The 18,677-nt window shown below is 40.3% G+C and carries 12 protein-coding genes; 9 read left to right on the top strand and 3 right to left on the bottom strand.

Annotated elements, in window-relative coordinates; translation table 11 throughout:
* The 5 genes from DW640_RS23740 to DW640_RS11385 all read left to right on the top strand — a co-directional run.
* A partial coding sequence (locus DW640_RS23740; protein ID WP_199610346.1) for a hypothetical protein occupies positions 1 to 1,059 on the top strand: 1,059 nt, incomplete at its 5' end.
* Positions 1,059 to 1,595, top strand: a complete 537-nt coding sequence (locus tag DW640_RS11400; protein ID WP_090612745.1) for a DUF5043 domain-containing protein — start codon at positions 1,059 to 1,061, stop codon at positions 1,593 to 1,595. The genes DW640_RS23740 and DW640_RS11400, both read left to right, overlap by 1 nt.
* Before the next feature lie 156 nt (positions 1,596 to 1,751).
* Positions 1,752 to 2,225 (top strand): hypothetical protein, encoded by a 474-nt coding sequence (locus tag DW640_RS11395; RefSeq protein WP_090612749.1) that lies wholly within the window; start codon positions 1,752 to 1,754, stop codon positions 2,223 to 2,225.
* Positions 2,226 to 2,240: 15 nt separating this feature from the next.
* Positions 2,241 to 4,232, top strand: coding sequence for a hypothetical protein (locus DW640_RS11390; protein ID WP_117578156.1), 1,992 nt, complete (start codon positions 2,241 to 2,243; stop codon positions 4,230 to 4,232).
* A gap of 39 nt (positions 4,233 to 4,271) precedes the next feature.
* The gene (locus tag DW640_RS11385; protein WP_117578154.1) at positions 4,272 to 5,315 is read left to right on the top strand and encodes a glycosyl hydrolase family 18 protein; all 1,044 of its coding nucleotides are present in this window, start codon (positions 4,272 to 4,274) and stop codon (positions 5,313 to 5,315) included.
* Between the two features lie 538 nt (positions 5,316 to 5,853).
* Here the strand turns inward: DW640_RS11385 and DW640_RS11380 are convergent.
* Positions 5,854 to 9,771 (bottom strand): two-component regulator propeller domain-containing protein, encoded by a 3,918-nt coding sequence (locus tag DW640_RS11380; protein ID WP_117578164.1) that lies wholly within the window; start codon positions 9,769 to 9,771, stop codon positions 5,854 to 5,856.
* A gap of 258 nt (positions 9,772 to 10,029) precedes the next feature.
* Between DW640_RS11380 and topA the strand changes: the two genes are divergently transcribed.
* Both topA and DW640_RS11370 read left to right on the top strand, forming a co-directional pair.
* Positions 10,030 to 12,378, top strand: coding sequence for a type I DNA topoisomerase (gene topA / locus DW640_RS11375; protein ID WP_055301053.1), 2,349 nt, complete (start codon positions 10,030 to 10,032; stop codon positions 12,376 to 12,378).
* A 175-nt stretch (positions 12,379 to 12,553) separates the two neighbouring features.
* Positions 12,554 to 14,596 carry an LruC domain-containing protein gene (locus tag DW640_RS11370; RefSeq protein WP_225651425.1) on the top strand — a complete coding sequence of 681 codons (2,043 nt, stop codon included), beginning with the start codon at positions 12,554 to 12,556 and terminating at the stop codon, positions 14,594 to 14,596.
* Positions 14,597 to 14,755: 159 nt separating this feature from the next.
* Here the strand turns inward: DW640_RS11370 and argS are convergent, their stop codons facing one another.
* Together argS and DW640_RS11360 are read right to left on the bottom strand one after the other, a co-directional pair.
* The gene (gene argS / locus DW640_RS11365; protein ID WP_008761934.1) at positions 14,756 to 16,549 is read right to left on the bottom strand and encodes an arginine--tRNA ligase; all 1,794 of its coding nucleotides are present in this window, start codon (positions 16,547 to 16,549) and stop codon (positions 14,756 to 14,758) included.
* 82 nt (positions 16,550 to 16,631) lie between these two features.
* On the bottom strand, positions 16,632 to 16,904 hold the full coding sequence (locus DW640_RS11360; RefSeq protein ID WP_008761933.1) for an HU family DNA-binding protein: 273 nt from the start codon (positions 16,902 to 16,904) through the stop codon (positions 16,632 to 16,634).
* Between the two features lie 215 nt (positions 16,905 to 17,119).
* Between DW640_RS11360 and DW640_RS11355 the strand changes: the two genes are divergently transcribed.
* Positions 17,120 to 17,794, top strand: coding sequence for a rhomboid family intramembrane serine protease (locus DW640_RS11355; RefSeq protein WP_117578152.1), 675 nt, complete (start codon positions 17,120 to 17,122; stop codon positions 17,792 to 17,794).
* Positions 17,775 to 18,677 carry a rhomboid family intramembrane serine protease gene (locus tag DW640_RS11350; RefSeq protein WP_008761931.1) on the top strand — a complete coding sequence of 301 codons (903 nt, stop codon included), beginning with the start codon at positions 17,775 to 17,777 and terminating at the stop codon, positions 18,675 to 18,677. Before DW640_RS11355 ends, DW640_RS11350 begins: the two co-directional genes overlap by 20 nt.

The following is an 18,677-nucleotide window of genomic DNA, read 5'->3' as shown; positions in this document are numbered from 1 at the left end:
AATAGTTACCTGTACCGGGCTCCCGATCTTAGTGGTAGCGTTTACTTCTATGAACCAGAAGGTGCCCTGGTTAATGGTTGGCAATACAAAGATGGAAAAATTGTAGCTACAATAAGCCAGGGGACAGAAGAAGGTTCAAGCATGCAAGATACAATAGATACACGTGGGACGATATTGAAACGAGAATGCCACACTGAAACGAAGTATGTGGAACATAATGAATGTAATGGATTTATCTATCAAGATCCAGAATATGGTCTCGGATTCGGTTCTGAATGCCGCAAAGTGGGAAAGTGGGAAACAGTGGAAGTATGTATCGAAGTACCCACTTATGAAGAAGATGGTAATACTGGCGGACAATGGGATCCCAATGAAAACACAAGTGGAGGTGGTGGAGGAGGTTATCAACCACAATCAATAGCTCCTAAAGCGAAAACAATTTTCCGAAACTCAAGTATGATAGATGAGAATTGGAGGGTGATTGAAAAGATGCTGGATAAAATCACGCAAAATTGTATGGGAAAAGGATTATATAATGGATTAGTTGATATTTTAAAGGGAAAAACAATTACGATTGAATTCAATTCTGGTACGAACGGTGGCTTCGGCAAGCGTAACGAGGATGGTTCGTTTGGAATAACATTAGGTAAACAAATGGAAAGCAATTGCCTTATACATGAAATGATGCATGCTTTTCAATCATATAGAGAATCAACTTCATCCTACAATGAATCAACTTTAAATGCCGAGATTGAGACTCATTTTGTACAATATTTGTATCTAAGAAGTCTTAAAGAATATCCTGAAAGCAAATGGGAAACAAGAGATAATACAGATCCACGCCGTAGATCCATTAAAGATATTAATCGATTTATAGATGAAAGAGGTTTTTTAAGAGGTGACGCAACAATTACATCATTAAAAGAAAAACTCAAAGAAGCTGCATCGACTTTTGAATCTAATGGATATACAGCTCAAAGAGGGTTTGTTTTTGCTTCAAACAGGCCTATATTAGATAACTTTAAGAATTTAAGAGAAATAACTAAAAATTGCATCTAATGAAAATAATATTAACATTAATCAGTATGCTTTTTAGCATAGCACATACATTTGCTCAAACGAACTATTATACTAGTACTAAAACATTTAATGAAAATAGTTACACCTATCAGTGTGATGTAGCCGGTTCAGGAACTATTAGATTGTACAATAAAACTAATAAGTGGACGTATTCACCTCAGATAGATACGACAATCGGTGAACCTTATATGCACCCTGACGTATATGTACCCTTGTTTGAAGATGATAATTGGACGCGTTCTAAACGCTTTGATATTGTAAATAGCGCATTTTCAACTACTGAGAAAAAACGTATAAAAGAAGAGCTAATTATAAGTATGTATATTGATCCAAAAACAGGAAAGGTGTCCGAAGTGGACTTTATATTTCACACTTTTGATTCACTAGCCACAATTCCAGTTTCTGTTTATCGTAAGATTGAAACTGAGTTAAAGTCTAATATTTGGTATACTCCAACTGAACTTGGAAGAAAAATGAATTATATCTTATATTGGTGGGATCAAAAGCCAAAATAACAAATGCATCTAAGATGCTATATACACCTAAGTAGTCAACCTGTAGTCTCAATATTGACATTGAGAGTCACTTTTATAATAAGAGGCTATTCAATATTAGAATAACCTCTTATTATAGATATTAAAATACTGACAATCAACACATATATAAATACAATGAAAATAATTATTACAATAGTATTATTAATTACAATGTTACCAATAATGGGGCAACAACGGCAAATGAGCCTGGAAGCAACATTTGACAAGCAAAAGAAATGCCTGACATTTACTCTAAAAAACAATGACAAGAAGCTGAAAGCTATTCTTCGCCATTCTCAAACGAATGACGGTAGCGATACAGGAAGTTTTTACGATCTTAATATTTATGATAAGAACAATAAAAAAATAGGCTATAGCAGATGTATGTATCATCCAACAGAGTTATATCTTAATTTCCTCCCGAAAGAAACTAAAAAAAGTAATATCAGTTTATTAGAGCTAAAAAAAGGAGGATATGTAAAAGACTTGGATTCAATATATAAAATACAATTACATTGTGTCATTTATAGCTGGACCTTTAAAAGAAATGACAATGGAAAACGGAATAGAGAACTCTACGAAAAGGAGTATACATTTTATTGGAAATAGACCTTAAAAGATAGGATGATGAAAAAGAAATGGTTAAATTATTTATATATCTCCGGAATGCTTCTACTAGTTTCTTGCACTCAAAAAAGTGCTTTAGACAAAACGTTGTCATCCGCCAAAGAAAACTGTTCGGAACTGCAAAAGGTTTTAAAACATTACGCAAACGACTCGTTGAAGCTAGAAGCTGCCAAGTTTCTAATCTCCAACATGCAGGGATCATACGCCAATGACTCCAACTTGCAAACTGTATATGCTCCTTTTTACAAGATATACGACAATGTCAGAAAGAAATACAATTATGAAATAAATAAGAAATGCGGAGAAGAAATTGACAGTTTATGGCAAGTGTTCTGCTTTGTATACTCAGATGAATTGATGGCAAAAAACAGGAACGATGCGGAGCACTTAACAGCCTCAACTATTATCTCTGAAATTGAACTGGCATTCAAAGCATGGAAAGGGAACGTATATACACAAAATTGTTCGTTTAATGAGTTTTGCGAATACATCTTGCCATACCGGAGAGAAAACGGATTGGTAATCGACAATTCAAGAGATAGATATTATCAACGCCATCATAAAGACTTTTATGCAACACATGGAAAGAACGTCATGGAGGAGACCGACTCTTTATTGTTTCTTTATAAAGATATCGTTCATTCTCCCTACTATGTTCCATTCATCCCAATATTAACTGCATCTACATTCGAAAAGATAAAAACCGGTACATGCGAACAGCGATGCTGGTTCAACTCCTTGCTACTTTCATCAGTAGGAATGGCCGCCGCCGTAGATTTCGTTCCCGTATGGGGCAATCGCAACGGAGGGCACAGCTGGAACGTGATCATTGTAAACGGAGAGTCTTATGCTTTTGAAGCATTTTGGGATGACGACCGTTGGAAATATAAACGTATTTATAATAACAAATCATACGATAGCTTTTGGGGGAAGTTCAGACTGCCCAAAGTCTATCGCAAGACTTTCTCCAATCATATGGAAGGTCCATTATCCGATGAGAAAGTTACACGTGAGGATATTCCACCTCTATTTCTGAATGAAAAGAAGAAAGATGTATCTTCTGAATATTTTGAAACTCAAGATGTACGAGTGGTATTGAATACAGATTCTATTAATCCGATCCCCGGTTATGCTTATTTATCAGTTTACAACTATCAAGACTGGATTCCTGTTCAGTGGGGCAAGATAAAAGGGCAACAAGTAACATTCGACAAAATGGGAAAAGATATTGTATACCTTCCTACTTATTATGCAAAAGGGAAAAGCATACCGGCAGGACAACCGTTCTGGTTAAAATCCGACGGTACCCTGCAAAATCTGTCTGCCAACGGAGAAAAGGGGCAAGTCGTAATTCGCAATTTTGCGGGTCAAGTGCCGTTCAACGAGAACAGGAAGAACCTGACTTCATTAAAAGGAAGCGAACTTTGGGGAATGAAAAATGGGAAAAAAGATAAACTATTGTATACCATCAATGATACATTACAGATACAACATCAACTTTTCAGAATAGACGACCCGATGTCGTATCGATTTGTCCGGCTTTATTTACCATCGCCCGGCATTGCCCTAGGAGAACTTTCATTTTATAGTGCAGACAAACTGATCACCGGCATTCAAATCCTGTCTCCTTTGCCGCATAACAACGAAGATGAAAAACCGGAAATGCTAATTGACGGATTGAGCGATACCGCCTTCAGCGGAGAAGTCTCCAAAGGATATATTGATTTTGATTTAAATAATGAATACAAATTATCTGCCATAGGAATAAGTCCCTATATAAGATCATGGCTTGGCAAATCGAACACATATGAATTATCATATTGGGAAAATGAATGGCGTACAATTGAACGCAAAGAAGGGAATGGCAGCTATCTTATATTCAACAATGTCCCTCGAAAGGCATTATTGAAATTAAGTCACTGCAGTAAAAATACTCAAGAACATCATAGAATCTTCCTTTATGAAGATGGAAAAGTCATTTGGTTATAAACTCGTAAAAAAACATTATTCACTTAATATCAATTCATTATGAAACATTTATTATACGCATTATTAACGGCTGTAAGCATTTTATTCACTAGTTGCGGACCCTCTTCTAATACCAACAACCCACAGGTGCCCAATGTGCCTCAACCGCAGCCTCAGCCCCAACCGGAAGTCACCCAGAAAGTAGTTATCGGCTATCTTGCGCTTGACGACTGGGAGTTTGAAAATTTATTTCCTACAATAGAATGGAAGTATCTGACGCATATCAATGCCAGCTTTGCAAGGGTAAAAGCAGACGGCACACTCAACATCGAGCCTGTCCGGAAGAGAATTGAAAGTGTACGTGAAACGGCTCACAAGCATAATGTCAAGATTCTGATATCTTTAGCAAAGAACAGTCCGGGAGAATTCACTACCGCCATCAATGATCCGAAAGCCAGAAAAGAACTGATACAGCAGATTATTGCATTCACTAAAGAATATAAACTGGACGGCTTCGACATCGATTATGAGGAATATGACAACTGGGATAAGAATTTCCCCTCATTATTGGTTTTTGCCAGAGGTTTATACCTGGCAAAAGAGAAAAATATGCTGATGACCTGTGCCGTCAACAGCCGCTGGCTTAATTACGGAACCGAATGGGAGCAATACTTCGACTATATCAACCTGATGAGTTATGACCGGGGAGCATTTACCGACAAACCGGTCCAGCATGCTTCATACGATGACTTTGTGAAAGACCTCAAATACTGGAATGAACAATGCCGTGCAGCCAAAAGTAAAATAGTGGGAGGACTTCCTTTTTATGGATATTCCTGGGAGGAAAGTCTGCAAGGCGCAGTGGATGCCGTTCGTGGAATCCGCTATAGCGGCATACTCAAACATCTTGGAAATGAAGCAGCGGACAAGGATAATATAGGCAAGACTTATTATAACGGCCGCCCTACTATAGCCAACAAATGTAAGTTCATCAAAGAAAACGACTATGCCGGCGTGATGATCTGGCAATTATTCCAAGATGCCCACGATGATAACTATGACTTAAAGCTCATAAACGTTGTAGGCAGAGAAATGATGGAATAGACGGGATATACCGCTTTCTCTTATGCAGAAGACCCTATCCTGTCGTACTTTTCACCTATTGTTATCAGATTTTTAATAGGAGATCTTCATCGTTCCACTCGAGTGATCTGATCTCATCACTAGAGTGAACAGATCTCTCCACTCTAGTGGCAAGATCGTTTCACCCGGGTGGAACGATGAAGATGTCGGTAAGAAAACAGAAGTATATAGGCTTGATATAACAAAGATATAAGGTATCCGAGCTACAAAGTACCTGTTATTTGAAACTGATATATGAGATATTAACCCTCAAAGGGTAGTCTGTTTACCTACTTACGCAAGGAAAGGGAATGAGAGATAAGCAAAAAAGGATGAGAGATAAGCCTAATTAAAGCCATTTTGCGTAGAAAACAATGAGAGATACCTTGCAAAAGAAGTATCTCTCATTACATATCGTTCTGATTATATGATATTTACCTCATACAGAATGAGAGCATGAGACTAATATTTATTTTTTTATTTCTAGTATATGTTCCTAAGTCCAAGTTATCAATGCGATTTACTTATCCTGCTTCCTATAAGCGGAAGGAATCTCTCCTTTAATAGACTTGAAAACCTTACTGAAATAACGCAAAGAAGAGAAGCCGACCACTTCGGAGATTTCAGTAATGTTCATGGTAGTAGTAGTAAGTAACACGATTGACTGCTCAATGCGCTGCTTATTCACATAGTCTACAATCCCCATACCCGTGATGGCCTTCACTTTATTGAATAATAACGAACGACTGATACACATATTAGTAGCTATAAACGCAACATCCAGATCCGGATTACTCATATTATCCGCAATCAATGTATTCAATTTCAGCAGGAAAGTCTCATCCGCATTACTAAAGCTCACTTCCTTATGCGTCAAGAGCTTATCATCTTTATATCTTGCCCGTATCTGTTCGCGCTGCCTCAACTGATTATGAATCAATGCCAGCAAACCGTCTATTTCGAAAGGTTTCGGCAAAAAGGCGTCCGCTCCAGTCTTATAACCGGTATACATATTCTGAGAATTATGATAGGCGGTCAATAAGACAAAAGGAATATGGCTGATATCCAGATTAGTCTTCACTTCCCGGCAAAGTTCAAACCCATTCATCCGGGGCATCATGACATCACTGATGATAATATCCGGCAATCGGTCTTTGATCTGTTCCAATCCCTCTTTCCCATCCTTGGCAACATATACACGGGCAAAATAATTACTCAGCGTTTCTTTCAGATAACTTCGCAGTTCGGGAGTATCTTCGACCACCATCACTGAATATTTTTTCAGGAAGGTATAATCGATTCTATCCGGTTCATTCACTTCCACGCCTGTAGCTGCTTCCACAGAAGCCGGTTCCAGCTGTCCGCAAGTATCCGTGAATAAGGGTAGTTCAAAATAAAAGATGGCCCCTTTTCCCGCTGCATTCGAAGCGCCCACTCTTCCTTTATGGTGTGTGATGAGACTCTTCGCATAGGATAATCCGATGCCGCTTCCTCCTTTTTCATGTCCCCCCTGATAGAAACTGGAGAAAAGAGAGTCTGTGTCTACCATATTCAGTCCCATCCCTTCATCCCTGACAGAGATCCGAACCCAGTCTTTCTCTTGTGACAAGGTGGTAATCAGTGTAGTAGTGGTGCCCGATTCGCTAAACTTCAACGCATTCATCAGGAAGTTAGAAAGAACGAACTCGCACTTATTCTGATCGAAAGGTACCTCTTTTATCTGTTCGTCCAACTCATATTCGAGTCTGATACCTTTCACATGAAACTCATTGATGAACTTATCTCCGACAGAGCGCACCCACTCATTCAAAGGATGCGGCAATATATGCAGCATATCTTTTCCTTCTTCCAGTTTCCTTACATCAAGTACCATATCAATAATATTCTTCATCTGATATGCCTGCTTATAGATCGGGGCCAACAACTTTTCCACATCCTGCTTGTCCGACTCCTGATTGATAATACGCTTCAATGGTGCACAAATCAGTGTAAGAGGAGTGCGAAGTTCATGACTGATGTTCGTCAGGAAATTAATCTTTTCTTCATACATCTTATTTTTCAGACGCATAATCTCCCGCTTCTGTTTGGCTTTCTTCTTGCGATAGAAGTAGTAGACAATGCTATAAGCCACTGCTCCCAACAATATATATAATCCCACATAGAACCAACCGGTCTTCCACCAAGGCGGAGTAACCACAACATGCAGAATGGGTTGTTTCATACTCCACCCTCCGTCACGGGTATAATAAGAAGCGGTAATCGTATACTCCCCTATCGGCAGATAATTGATAACCAAAGAGTTTGAATTGGAACTCGCCAATTCCTGATCGAGCCCCTCTATATTGAAACGAAAGAAATTCTTGCGGAACACATCGCTTTCATTCAGCAGAACTTTCAGTTGCAGGGAAGAAAAGTTCCAGGGAATCTGAATTGTTTCAGCCGCTTCCTGCGGCTCTTCGGATAACGAGACAGGCAGACCGTTTAATAATACATCCAGCAGTTCGACCGTATAATCCTCATCTGTATCAAAATGAACGGCAGAGTTTATCACCGTCATGCCTGTAGTTCCACCGACAAAAACATCTCCGTTTTTGGCCAGAAGAGTAGCATGAAAGATGTATTCGTTAGGCAAGACTCCATCTACCTCCTCCAAGGTAGTAAAATTATGGGTACGGGAAGAATAAACAAATAAATGACGTCTCGTTCCTATCCAGATTCGATATTGATTATCGGCAACAACAGAAGCTACATCCTGAAACAGGCTTGTATTTATCAGTTCACTCTTCCCTGTCCGTGGATCATAACGTACCAAACCTTCGGTAGAAGCCAGCCAAAAAATACCATCCTGATCCATAGAGGCGTCATTGATAGTGTATTGTCCTTGATAAATCGTCCGGAAAGTCCCTTCCGAAGAATCATACTCACAAATATTCTTCAGATCGGAAAGGTATGTCTTTGCACCTTTCGTAGCTATTATCAGTGGAGAATGACGCTCGTACTCTTCTCCCATAGTAGCCACTATATCAAACTTACGGGTGACCATATCATATATAAAAATATGCTGGGCACTGAAAAGAATTTTAGTCTTCGTTATCCGCTGGATATTGACAGAAAAACCATTGATACAGGTCTGATCATTCATTTCCTTGTCAATCAGCACAAAGGGACGTATCTGCCCCGTTTGCTTATGAAAGATAAAGAGTCCTTTATTAAAGGAGAAGAACAACAGTTCGTCAGGAGTATATTCCACAATGGAGACAACTTTCTCATATTTGGTAGCAGGATAATGTTTGAAGGTACCCGATACCGGATCAAACCGGTTGATACCTCCCCCATCAGTTCCCACCCAGACTATTCCGTCACTATCCTGAAAGAAACTATTAATAGTCTGGTTGCTTAATCCGTACAGATTGCCAAAAGGAACGTTCTGATAAGAACAGGCATACACATTCTTTATACCAATCAACCCTCTTCTGATACTGCCTGCCCACATATTATTGGCCGGGTCCAGATAGAGGCGGTATATAGTATTGGCTGGAAAGGAATGAACATCATCCTGTTTTTGTTGAATATTAGTAAATGAGAAATCATCTAAAGAGATTATATTGATTCCACCACCATCAGTGGCTACCCAAAGCTGATTATCTCTCTCCATGATATCATGAATGACATCATACGTCAAAGGAGAATTTGACGCCGTAAAGTGTTTTATCAACTGGTCTCCCTGATAGCAATACAGTCCGTTACCATAAACACTTACCCACAGACGCTTGTAGGAGTCCAGATAGATACTGGTATAGTTATTTTCTGTAAACGACTCTATTTTCTTCACTTCATACGTCTTCATATTGAAGGAATATATGCCGTGCCAACGTGAATTGAGCAGGATATTCTCTTCATCATAACGTATCATCTGCCAAAAGGGATTGTAATAAACAGGGTCTTGCGCATAATACAAAGGTTCCAGCTTATTAGTGGCATAGACATATTTGTATATAGCTCCTGATCCTCCCAGTAAGATTCCTCCTTCAACCAATAAATAGGAAGCAACATAGATCGGTTTACCATTATTCGATAAAGTTCTGAAACTATCACTCCCTCTGTCGTAAAGGCAAATGCCATTCATCGTAGCTACCCATAGATTGCATAAAGAGTCCTCGGCGATAAAAGTGATATTGTTGGAAGGGAGCGTTCTTTCATCTCCCGGCCGATGCAGATATTGCTTCAGATGGTCACGGTCATAACAATTCAAACCGGATTCCGTACCAATCCAAAGATACCCCCGATGATCATTCAGAACACATTGTACTTTCGACTGTGAGAGTCCTTCCTTTATTCCGAGTTGTTTGTAATAATAATAAGGAGACTGGCTCAATATAGGTTGTGCAATACCTACAAAGAAAAACAATAGATATATTTTAAATAGAATCTTTCTCATAAATAGCCACATAATACTGTACAAAGGTGTAAATATAGGAAATTCTATTTAAATAAAACTGTTTTATATTAATTTCCCCTTAATTATAGAACATTTCTTTAATAATACTTGCACATACAAAAGAAATGCAGATTTACTCAAAACCTATTTTTTTCCAAAAAAATATTAGTTTCTCCTTATATTATAAGGTAGGGCGAATCTTTTTTTTTACTTTTGCCCCGAAATATTATGGTACAAGCCATTATAAAAGAAAGAATTATGCAAAAAAACCTTGTCATTGTCGAGTCTCCGGCAAAAGCAAAAACGATTGAAAAATTTCTCGGGAAAGATTTCAAAGTCCTTTCTAGTTACGGACATATACGTGATCTGAAGAAGAAAGAATTCAGTATCGACGTAGATAAGAATTTTAAACCCGATTATGAAATTCCGGCAGACAAAAAGGCTTTGGTCAGCACGCTGAAAGCAGAAGCTAAAGAGGCAGAAACCGTATGGCTCGCATCCGATGAGGACCGCGAGGGAGAAGCTATTGCCTGGCATCTGTATGAAGTATTAAAACTAAAACCGGAAAACACAAAGCGAATCGTATTTCACGAAATTACCAAAGGTGCTATTTTAAAAGCAATCGAGCAACCACGCAATATCGACCTCAACCTCGTAAATGCACAGCAGGCACGACGAATCCTGGATAGAATTGTAGGTTTTGAATTGTCTCCTGTACTTTGGAGAAAAGTTAAACCATCTCTGTCGGCAGGACGCGTACAGTCGGTAGCTGTCCGCCTGATTGTAGAACGTGAACGCGAAATTCATGCGTTCAAATCAGAAGCCGCTTACCGGGTTATTGCCATATTCCTGGTTCCCGATACAGACGGCAAGCTGGTAGAAATGAAAGCGGAACTGTCACGCCGTATCAAGACGAAAGAAGAAGCAAAAGCATTCCTTGACGCATGTAAGGGAGCGACTTTTACGATTGAAGATATAACCACCCGTCCGGTAAAGAAAACACCGCCGGCTCCATTCACAACTTCCACCCTGCAACAGGAAGCGGCACGCAAACTGGGATATACCGTAGCACAAACGATGATGATCGCACAACGTTTGTACGAATCCGGATTTATCACTTATATGCGTACGGACTCCGTCAACCTGTCGGAATATGCAACAGCCAGCAGCAAAGACGCTATCATACAGATGATGGGTGAACGCTATATACATCCGCGCCACTTTGAAACAAAGACGAAAGGAGCACAGGAAGCACACGAAGCCATTCGTCCGACTTACATGGAAAATCAATCCGTGGAAGGCACGGCACAGGAAAAGAAACTGTACGATCTGATCTGGAAGCGCACCATCGCATCACAAATGGCGGATGCGGAACTGGAAAAGACTACTGCTACCATCTCTATAAGCAAAAGCGGTGATGTATTCACTGCCATCGGCGAAGTTATCAAGTTCGACGGTTTCCTGCGTGTATACCGTGAGTCTTATGACGATGAGAATGAACAGGAAGACGAAAGCCGTCTGTTGCCTCCTTTAAAGAAAGGCCAGAAACTGGAATATGGACCTATCGTTGCCACTGAACGTTTCACTCAACGCCCGCCACGCTATACGGAAGCAAGCCTTGTACGCAAACTGGAAGAGTTGGGCATCGGTCGTCCGTCCACATACGCTCCTACAATTTCTACTATTCAGCAACGCGAATATGTGGAAAAAGGAAATAAAGACGGTGAAGAACGTACATTTAATGTGCTGACACTGAAAGACAATCAGATTAAAGATGAAAGTCACAATGAAGTGACGGGAGCAGAAAAGTCGAAACTCTTTCCTACAGATACAGGAACTGTGGTGAATGACTTCCTTACCGAATACTTCCCGGATATTCTGGATTACAACTTTACCGCCAGTGTAGAAAAGGAATTTGACGAAATAGCGGAAGGAGAAGTAAAATGGACTTCGATCATGAAGACTTTCTATGATCAGTTCCATCCGGCAGTAGAAAAGACATTATCCATAAAGACAGAACATAAAGTCGGCGAACGTATGCTGGGAGAAGAACCGGAAACAGGCAAGCCTGTATCTGTGAAAATCGGTCGTTTCGGCCCTGTAGTACAGATCGGTGCCGCAGATGATGAAGAGAAGCCTCGCTTTGCCCAGATGAAGAAAGGGCAGTCCATGGAGACCATTACCCTGGAGGAAGCACTGGAACTGTTCAAGCTACCGCGTACTTTAGGGGAATATGAAGGAAAGACTGTCACTGTAGGTATAGGTCGCTTTGGTCCTTACATCCAGCATAACAAGGTCTATGTATCACTGCCGAAAACACTTGATCCGATGAAAGTTACTCTAGAAGAAGCAGAGCAGCTGATTCTGGAAAAACGGGCGAAAGAAGCAGAACGCCATATCAAGAAGTTTGATGAAGAACCGGAACTGGAGATTCTGAATGGTCGGTACGGACCTTACATTGCATACAAAGGCAATAATTACAAGATCCCTAAAGACATTGTTCCTCAAGATCTAAGTCTGAAGAGTTGCTTGGATCTAATCAAAATACAAGATGAGAAAGGTCCTGGCACTTCTGCCAAAGGTAAACGAACTGCAAAAAAGAAATAATATTTGCATCCAATGAGACATCAAAGTCCGGTAACCTATATCAACTGGTTACCGGACTTTTGTTGTATTTACCATGCTATATATTTCTTTTTAAACGATTTATTTCCAAACTCTTTGTTTTGATATATTAAATGCATACATTTGCGGGTTACAATCAAATTATCAGAACACAGTTATGCAAACAAACAATTTCAAATCTCTCTCAATGGGGGTACTATGCGCACTCTCGTTAGTCGGTTGTATGGAAAAGGACTTATATCAGGCTCCAGAAGAAAAAACTGCAGATGAATATTTTGGCTTTACAACATCCTCCAGTTGCACAGTTGATGTAAACTATGGTTTAAATTATCAAGTTGTATTTGAGTTATATGCCGAAAATCCGCTTGAGGAAGATGAGGATGGAAACATTATCAAGACAAAAGAAGAGCCTGTCTATCGCGGGGCTACGGATAAAAAAGGAATTTTTAATGATTTCATATCCATTCCATCTTATCTTACAGAACTTTACCTTTATTCAGACTATCTGGGAACTGTCAGCCCGATTCAACTACAAATTACAAACGGAAAAGTATCTTTTGATCAGAAAGCTTTTATACAAAGTAAGAGAAATGCGAAGGGTACGAGTAGAGGGGTTACCAATAGCGGCTACAAATATCCGGAAGGTTTTCAGATTTTAGGTGAATGGAATGAGATAGGATGTCCTACTTATCTTTCTTCTACTCCGACGGAAATAGATGGGCAGCTCATGTATAATATCCGCGAAGTTTTTATTAAACCGGGTGGAAGTGCAGCGATGGAAGATTATTATCCTGAATATATAGATGATAATGTAAATATAGAGATCAATATTAAGAAGCCTACGGAAATCGGACTGGTTATGCTCAGCAGTACAGGTACCAAGCAAAATACAGTCGGTTATTTCACCTACCCTACCGATCAAAAGCCGACTGATATAAGTCAAGTTACACCGATCATTGCCTATCCGCGCATATCGACTGCCGTGTGTAATTCCAGCAGTACAGCAGGTAGTATGTATACCGGCGACAGAGTAGAACTGAAATATTGGGATGGCACAAAGTTCGTGAACGAGTTCCCTGCGGGAGTAAGCATAGCATGGTTCCTTATTGAGTCCTCCTACAACCAAAGCACAAAGGAGGTTCTGAACAATAAACGTACTTTCTATTCGATTCGTGATCTGAATAAGAGCAAAGAACACCGTACCATTGCCCTAAAGAACAAATCAGGAGAAGTCGTTGCATTTGGTATGGAGGATGCAACCAACTTCGAACCGACAGGAGATAATACCAGAAAAGGAAACTTTGGCGATGCCGTATTCTATCTTGATTTCTCAGATGGATCAGCCATTGAGACTGGTGGTGTAGAAGAACTCCCTGACAAATCCATTAACGACAAAGAGATTTATAACTCCTTTAAAGGTGTATTATCATTTGAAGATTTTTGGCCATCCAAAGGAGATTATGACATGAATGATATGGTTGTCGAATATAAGCGTGAGATTTATAAGAGCGTTCTCACAAGTAAAGTCGTAAAAGTTATAGATACATTTGTGCCTAAACATGATGGTGCAAACTGGCAGAATGGTTTTGGTTACCAGCTCACAGGTATAGCAAATAGTGATATAAAGAAAATAACCGTAGAATCCGACGGAATCGTCTCACAATTCATGGAGGGGCAAGACCGGGAGCCTGGTCAAAATTATCCCACTATTATCCTTTTTGACAATCAAAAAGCAGCTATAAACAAAACATTTACAGTAACGATAGATGTCGCTCAAGAAAGATTTACAGAAACGGCATTCACCCCTTTCTTTAATAACGAATATTGGGAAAAGACATACAGCAAATTTAATATGAACCCCTTTATCATCATTTCTACCAGCACAGGACGTGATAAAGAAGCACATATTGTGAAATTCCCTCCGACAAACAAAATGAATTTCTCTTATTTCGGTACAGGCAGTGATGTATCCAGACCTGATGAGGGATTATATTACGTAAATAATGAAAATATGCCGACGGGACTACAGATTAGCGGTATCAGTGTAGGAATCAAACGAAGTGCCGATTTTCTCGTACCAGTAGAAACGACAAGCATTTTGGAAGCGTATCCTAAATTTGGTGACTGGGCATCCAGCTTCGGCGCTTCCAATCCATATTGGTGGAAAGATCCTGATAATTCGAAAGTAATTACCCAATAATACAAAGACTGTCTGAAAAGTATGTAATCCCTATCATTAACTTTACCCAAAGCCTTTCTTAAAGATAGTGTACAATTCCTTTTCGGACAGTCTTTTTCTATTCAACAACATCCCAGTCCCGTTCCGGAACACATAAATATATTTTGTTCAGGGCAAGTATTACATTCTGGAAGGTACCTCAATGCCCAACAAGCCCATTCCTAAACGAACCACTTTTGCTACATTGGCAGACAGAGCAATACGGAATACTTTTACCGCCTCATTCTCTTCACGCAGAATGCTGAAATCATGGTAGAACTGATTATATTCTTTCACCAGATCATAGGTATAATTCGCGATAATAGACGGACTGTAGTCTTCTCCGGCCTGTTTTACAACTGCCGCAAAGTCAGCAACCATCTGAATCAGTCCTTCTTCCTTCTCGCTCAGCTCGATACCAGCAGGAATCTGTTCAGGTATCACAATTCCAGACTCAGCCGCTTTACGAAGCACAGACTGAATACGGGCATACGTATATTGAATGAACGGTCCTGTATTACCATTGAAGTCAATAGACTCTTTCGGATTGAAAGTCATATTCTTACGGGCATCTACTTTGAGAATAAAGTACTTCAAAGCACCCAGACCGACAATACGGGCAATATCATCCGCTTCTTCCTGCGTCAGACCATCCAGTTTTCCGAGTTCCTGCGAAGTTTCTTTTGCAGTCGATACCATCTCTTCCATCAGGTCATCGGCATCAACGACTGTTCCTTCACGAGATTTCATCTTACCTTCCGGCAATTCTACCATACCATAAGAGAAATGTACAAGGCCTTTACCCCATTCAAAACCGAGTTTATCCAACAGAATAGAAAGTACCTGGAAGTGATAATTCTGTTCGTTACCAACGACATAAATCATTTTATCAATCGGATAATCAGCGAAACGAAGTTTGGCCGTACCAATATCCTGCGTCATATAAACAGAGGTTCCATCGCCACGAAGAAGCAGCTTATGATCCAGCCCCTCGGCAGTCAGGTCAGCCCAGACAGAGCCGTCTTCTTTTTTGAAGAAAAAGCCTTTTTCCAGTCCCTCCATTACTTTCTCTTTTCCTTCGAGATAAGTATTGGATTCATAATATATCTTATCGAAGCCGACACCCATCTTCCGGTAAGTCTCATCAAATCCGGCATACACCCAGTTGTTCATCATCTCCCACAGGGCACGTACTTCCGGATCGCCGGCTTCCCATTTCACCAGCATTTCGCGGGCTTCCTGCATCAACGGAGAAGCAGCTTCCGCTTCCTCTTTCGTCATGCCTTTTTCCATCAGTTCGGCAAGTTCCGCTTTATAATGCTTGTCGAAAGACACATAGTAGTCGCCTACCAGATGATCACCTTTCTTGCCGGTGCTTTCAGGAGTTTCGCCGTTTCCGTATTTCTTCCATGCCAGCATGGATTTGCAGATATGGATACCACGGTCGTTTACTATATTCGTCTTTACTACTTTATTTCCGTTTGCAGCCACAATGTTAGCCAGCGCATTTCCCAAAAGATTGTTGCGCACATGCCCCAAGTGAAGCGGCTTGTTGGTATTCGGTGAAGAATACTCAATCATCACCAACGGAGAAGTTTCGGTAGCTTTCACCAGGCCGTACTCTTCATCCGACTGAATCTCATTCAGTAACTCAATCCAGGTAGCCGATGCAATAGTCAGATTCAAAAAGCCTTTTATCACATTGAAAGCAGCTACAGCCGGTTCGTTCGCCTTCAGATATTCGCCAATTTCCTGCGCTGTCTGTTCCGGTCCTTTTCTTGACATTTTCAGAAAAGGGAACACGACCAGTGTCAAATGTCCTTCAAATTCTTTCTTCGTTTTTTGCAACTGCACCATCTTCTCAGGGACTTCCTGACCGTAAAGTGCTTTTAGTCCGTTGATGACGGACGCTACAAGTTTATCTTCTATCTTCATAATCAAGTTGTTTCTTGCGCGCAAAGATACAAAAAAAGGAGACGCACGCGCCTCCCTCTTCTAATTTCTTTCAACTATATGTTTATTCAACAGCTGCAGACAATTCAGCACCAGCTTTAAATTTAGCTACTTTCTTAGCAGGAATAGTAATAGCTGCCTTTGTAGAAGGATTAATACCGGTTCTTGCTGCTCTTTCACTTACAGAGAACGTTCCAAAACCAACCAAAGCTACCTTATCACCAGCTTTCATAGCGTTAGTAACTGAAGAAATGAAAGCATCAAGAGCTTTCTTCGCATCGGCTTTACTCATTTGAGCTTCAGCAGCCATTGCACTAATAAGTTCAGACTTATTCATGATACGTAAAATGATTAATTAATATATATGTTACACAAAAGATTTCCCATTACGACTTTACAAATATAGATGAACAAAACAACATATCAAATAAAAACATAAAAAAAACGCAGCAAATTATTGAAAAAGAGCTAATAGGGAAGCTTTTCCATGCTTTAAAACAGAATTTATTCGTACTTTTGCGTTCATTACTTAAATATTCAGAATATAAAATTATGCCAACTGTAACTAAAAACCTGATAATTATCAATGTACTAGTCTTTTTCGGGACACTTGTCGCTCAACGATACGGTATCGATCTGACTAATTATCTGGGATTGCATTTTTTCCTCGCCAGTGACTTCAATCCGGCACAGCTTATCACTTATATGTTCATGCATGGCGGATTCAGCCACATTTTTTTCAATATGTTTGCTGTTTTCATGTTCGGAACTGTTCTTGAACGGACCTGGGGACCGAAACGTTTCCTTTTTTATTATATCGTCTGTGGTATCGGCGCAGGACTTATCCAGGAAGGAGTGCAATACATCAAATATATAGTAGACTACAGCCACTATTCACAAGTGGATATAGGAACGGGGATTATTCCTATGGGAGAGTTTTTGAACATGCTGACCACCGTGGGCGCTTCGGGAGCTGTATATGCTATCTTGCTCGCATTCGGTATGTTGTTCCCCAACAACCAGCTATTCATCTTTCCGCTGCCCTTCCCTATCAAAGCTAAATTCTTTGTTATCGGTTATGCTTTGATTGAACTGTATGCCGGTTTTGCCAATAATCCCGGAGATAATGTCGCGCATTTCGCCCACTTGGGAGGTATGATATTCGGATTTATCCTGATTATGTATTGGAGAAAAAAAAGTAGAAACAATGGGACATATTATAACTGATTTAAAAGAAACGTTCAGAAGAGGAAACACTTTCATCCGACTGATTTACATTAACGTAGGCATCTTTGTTATCGGTACGTTAATCAGTGTCATATTGCAGCTGTTCAACCTGAGTGCAACGGGAATATTCGATTTATTCGCCCTTCCGGCTTCCCTTCACCGGTTTATTCTTCAGCCATGGTCATTGCTCAGCTATATGTTCATGCATGCAGGCTTCCTGCATATCCTGTTCAACATGCTCTGGCTGTACTGGTTCGGAAGTTTGTTTCTCTATTTCTTTTCGGGAAAGCATTTACGGGGATTATATGTATTGGGAGGTATCTGCGGAGGATTGTTCTACATGATAGCCTATAACATCTTCCCTTATTTCAGCCAGACATTGCCGTTCTCCACACTCGTCGGGGCTTCCGCTTCCGTGCTGGCCATCGTAGCTGCCACCGCCTACAGAGAACCGAACTATCGGGTACAGCTTTTCCTTTTCGGCGCCGTCCGTTTGAAATATCTCGCACTAATCGTTATCGGAACGGACCTGCTCTTTATTACATCCAACAATGCCGGAGGACACATCGCCCACTTAGGCGGCGCACTTGCCGGGCTCTGGTTTGCAGCCAGTCTGAGCAAAGGCAAAGACGTGACTTACTGGATCAACTGGTTCCTTGACGGCTTCGCTTCCCTGTTTCAGAAAAAGACATGGAAACGCAAACCAAAAATGAAAGTACATTATGGAAGCGACACAAGTCGCGAGAAAGATTACGATTATAACGCCCGTAAGAAAGCACAATCGGATGAAGTGGACCGCATTCTGGAGAAGCTGAAAAAATCCGGTTATGAAAGCCTGACGACGGAAGAGAAAAAGAGCTTGTTCGACGCAAGCAAAAGATAA

Origin of the sequence: Bacteroides sp. AM23-12, from assembly GCF_003434395.1 — a bacterium.
GTDB lineage: Bacteria > Bacteroidota > Bacteroidia > Bacteroidales > Bacteroidaceae > Bacteroides > Bacteroides thetaiotaomicron.
Note: the sequence above shows the minus strand (reverse complement) of the source record. Positions and strands in the feature narration are given on the sequence as shown.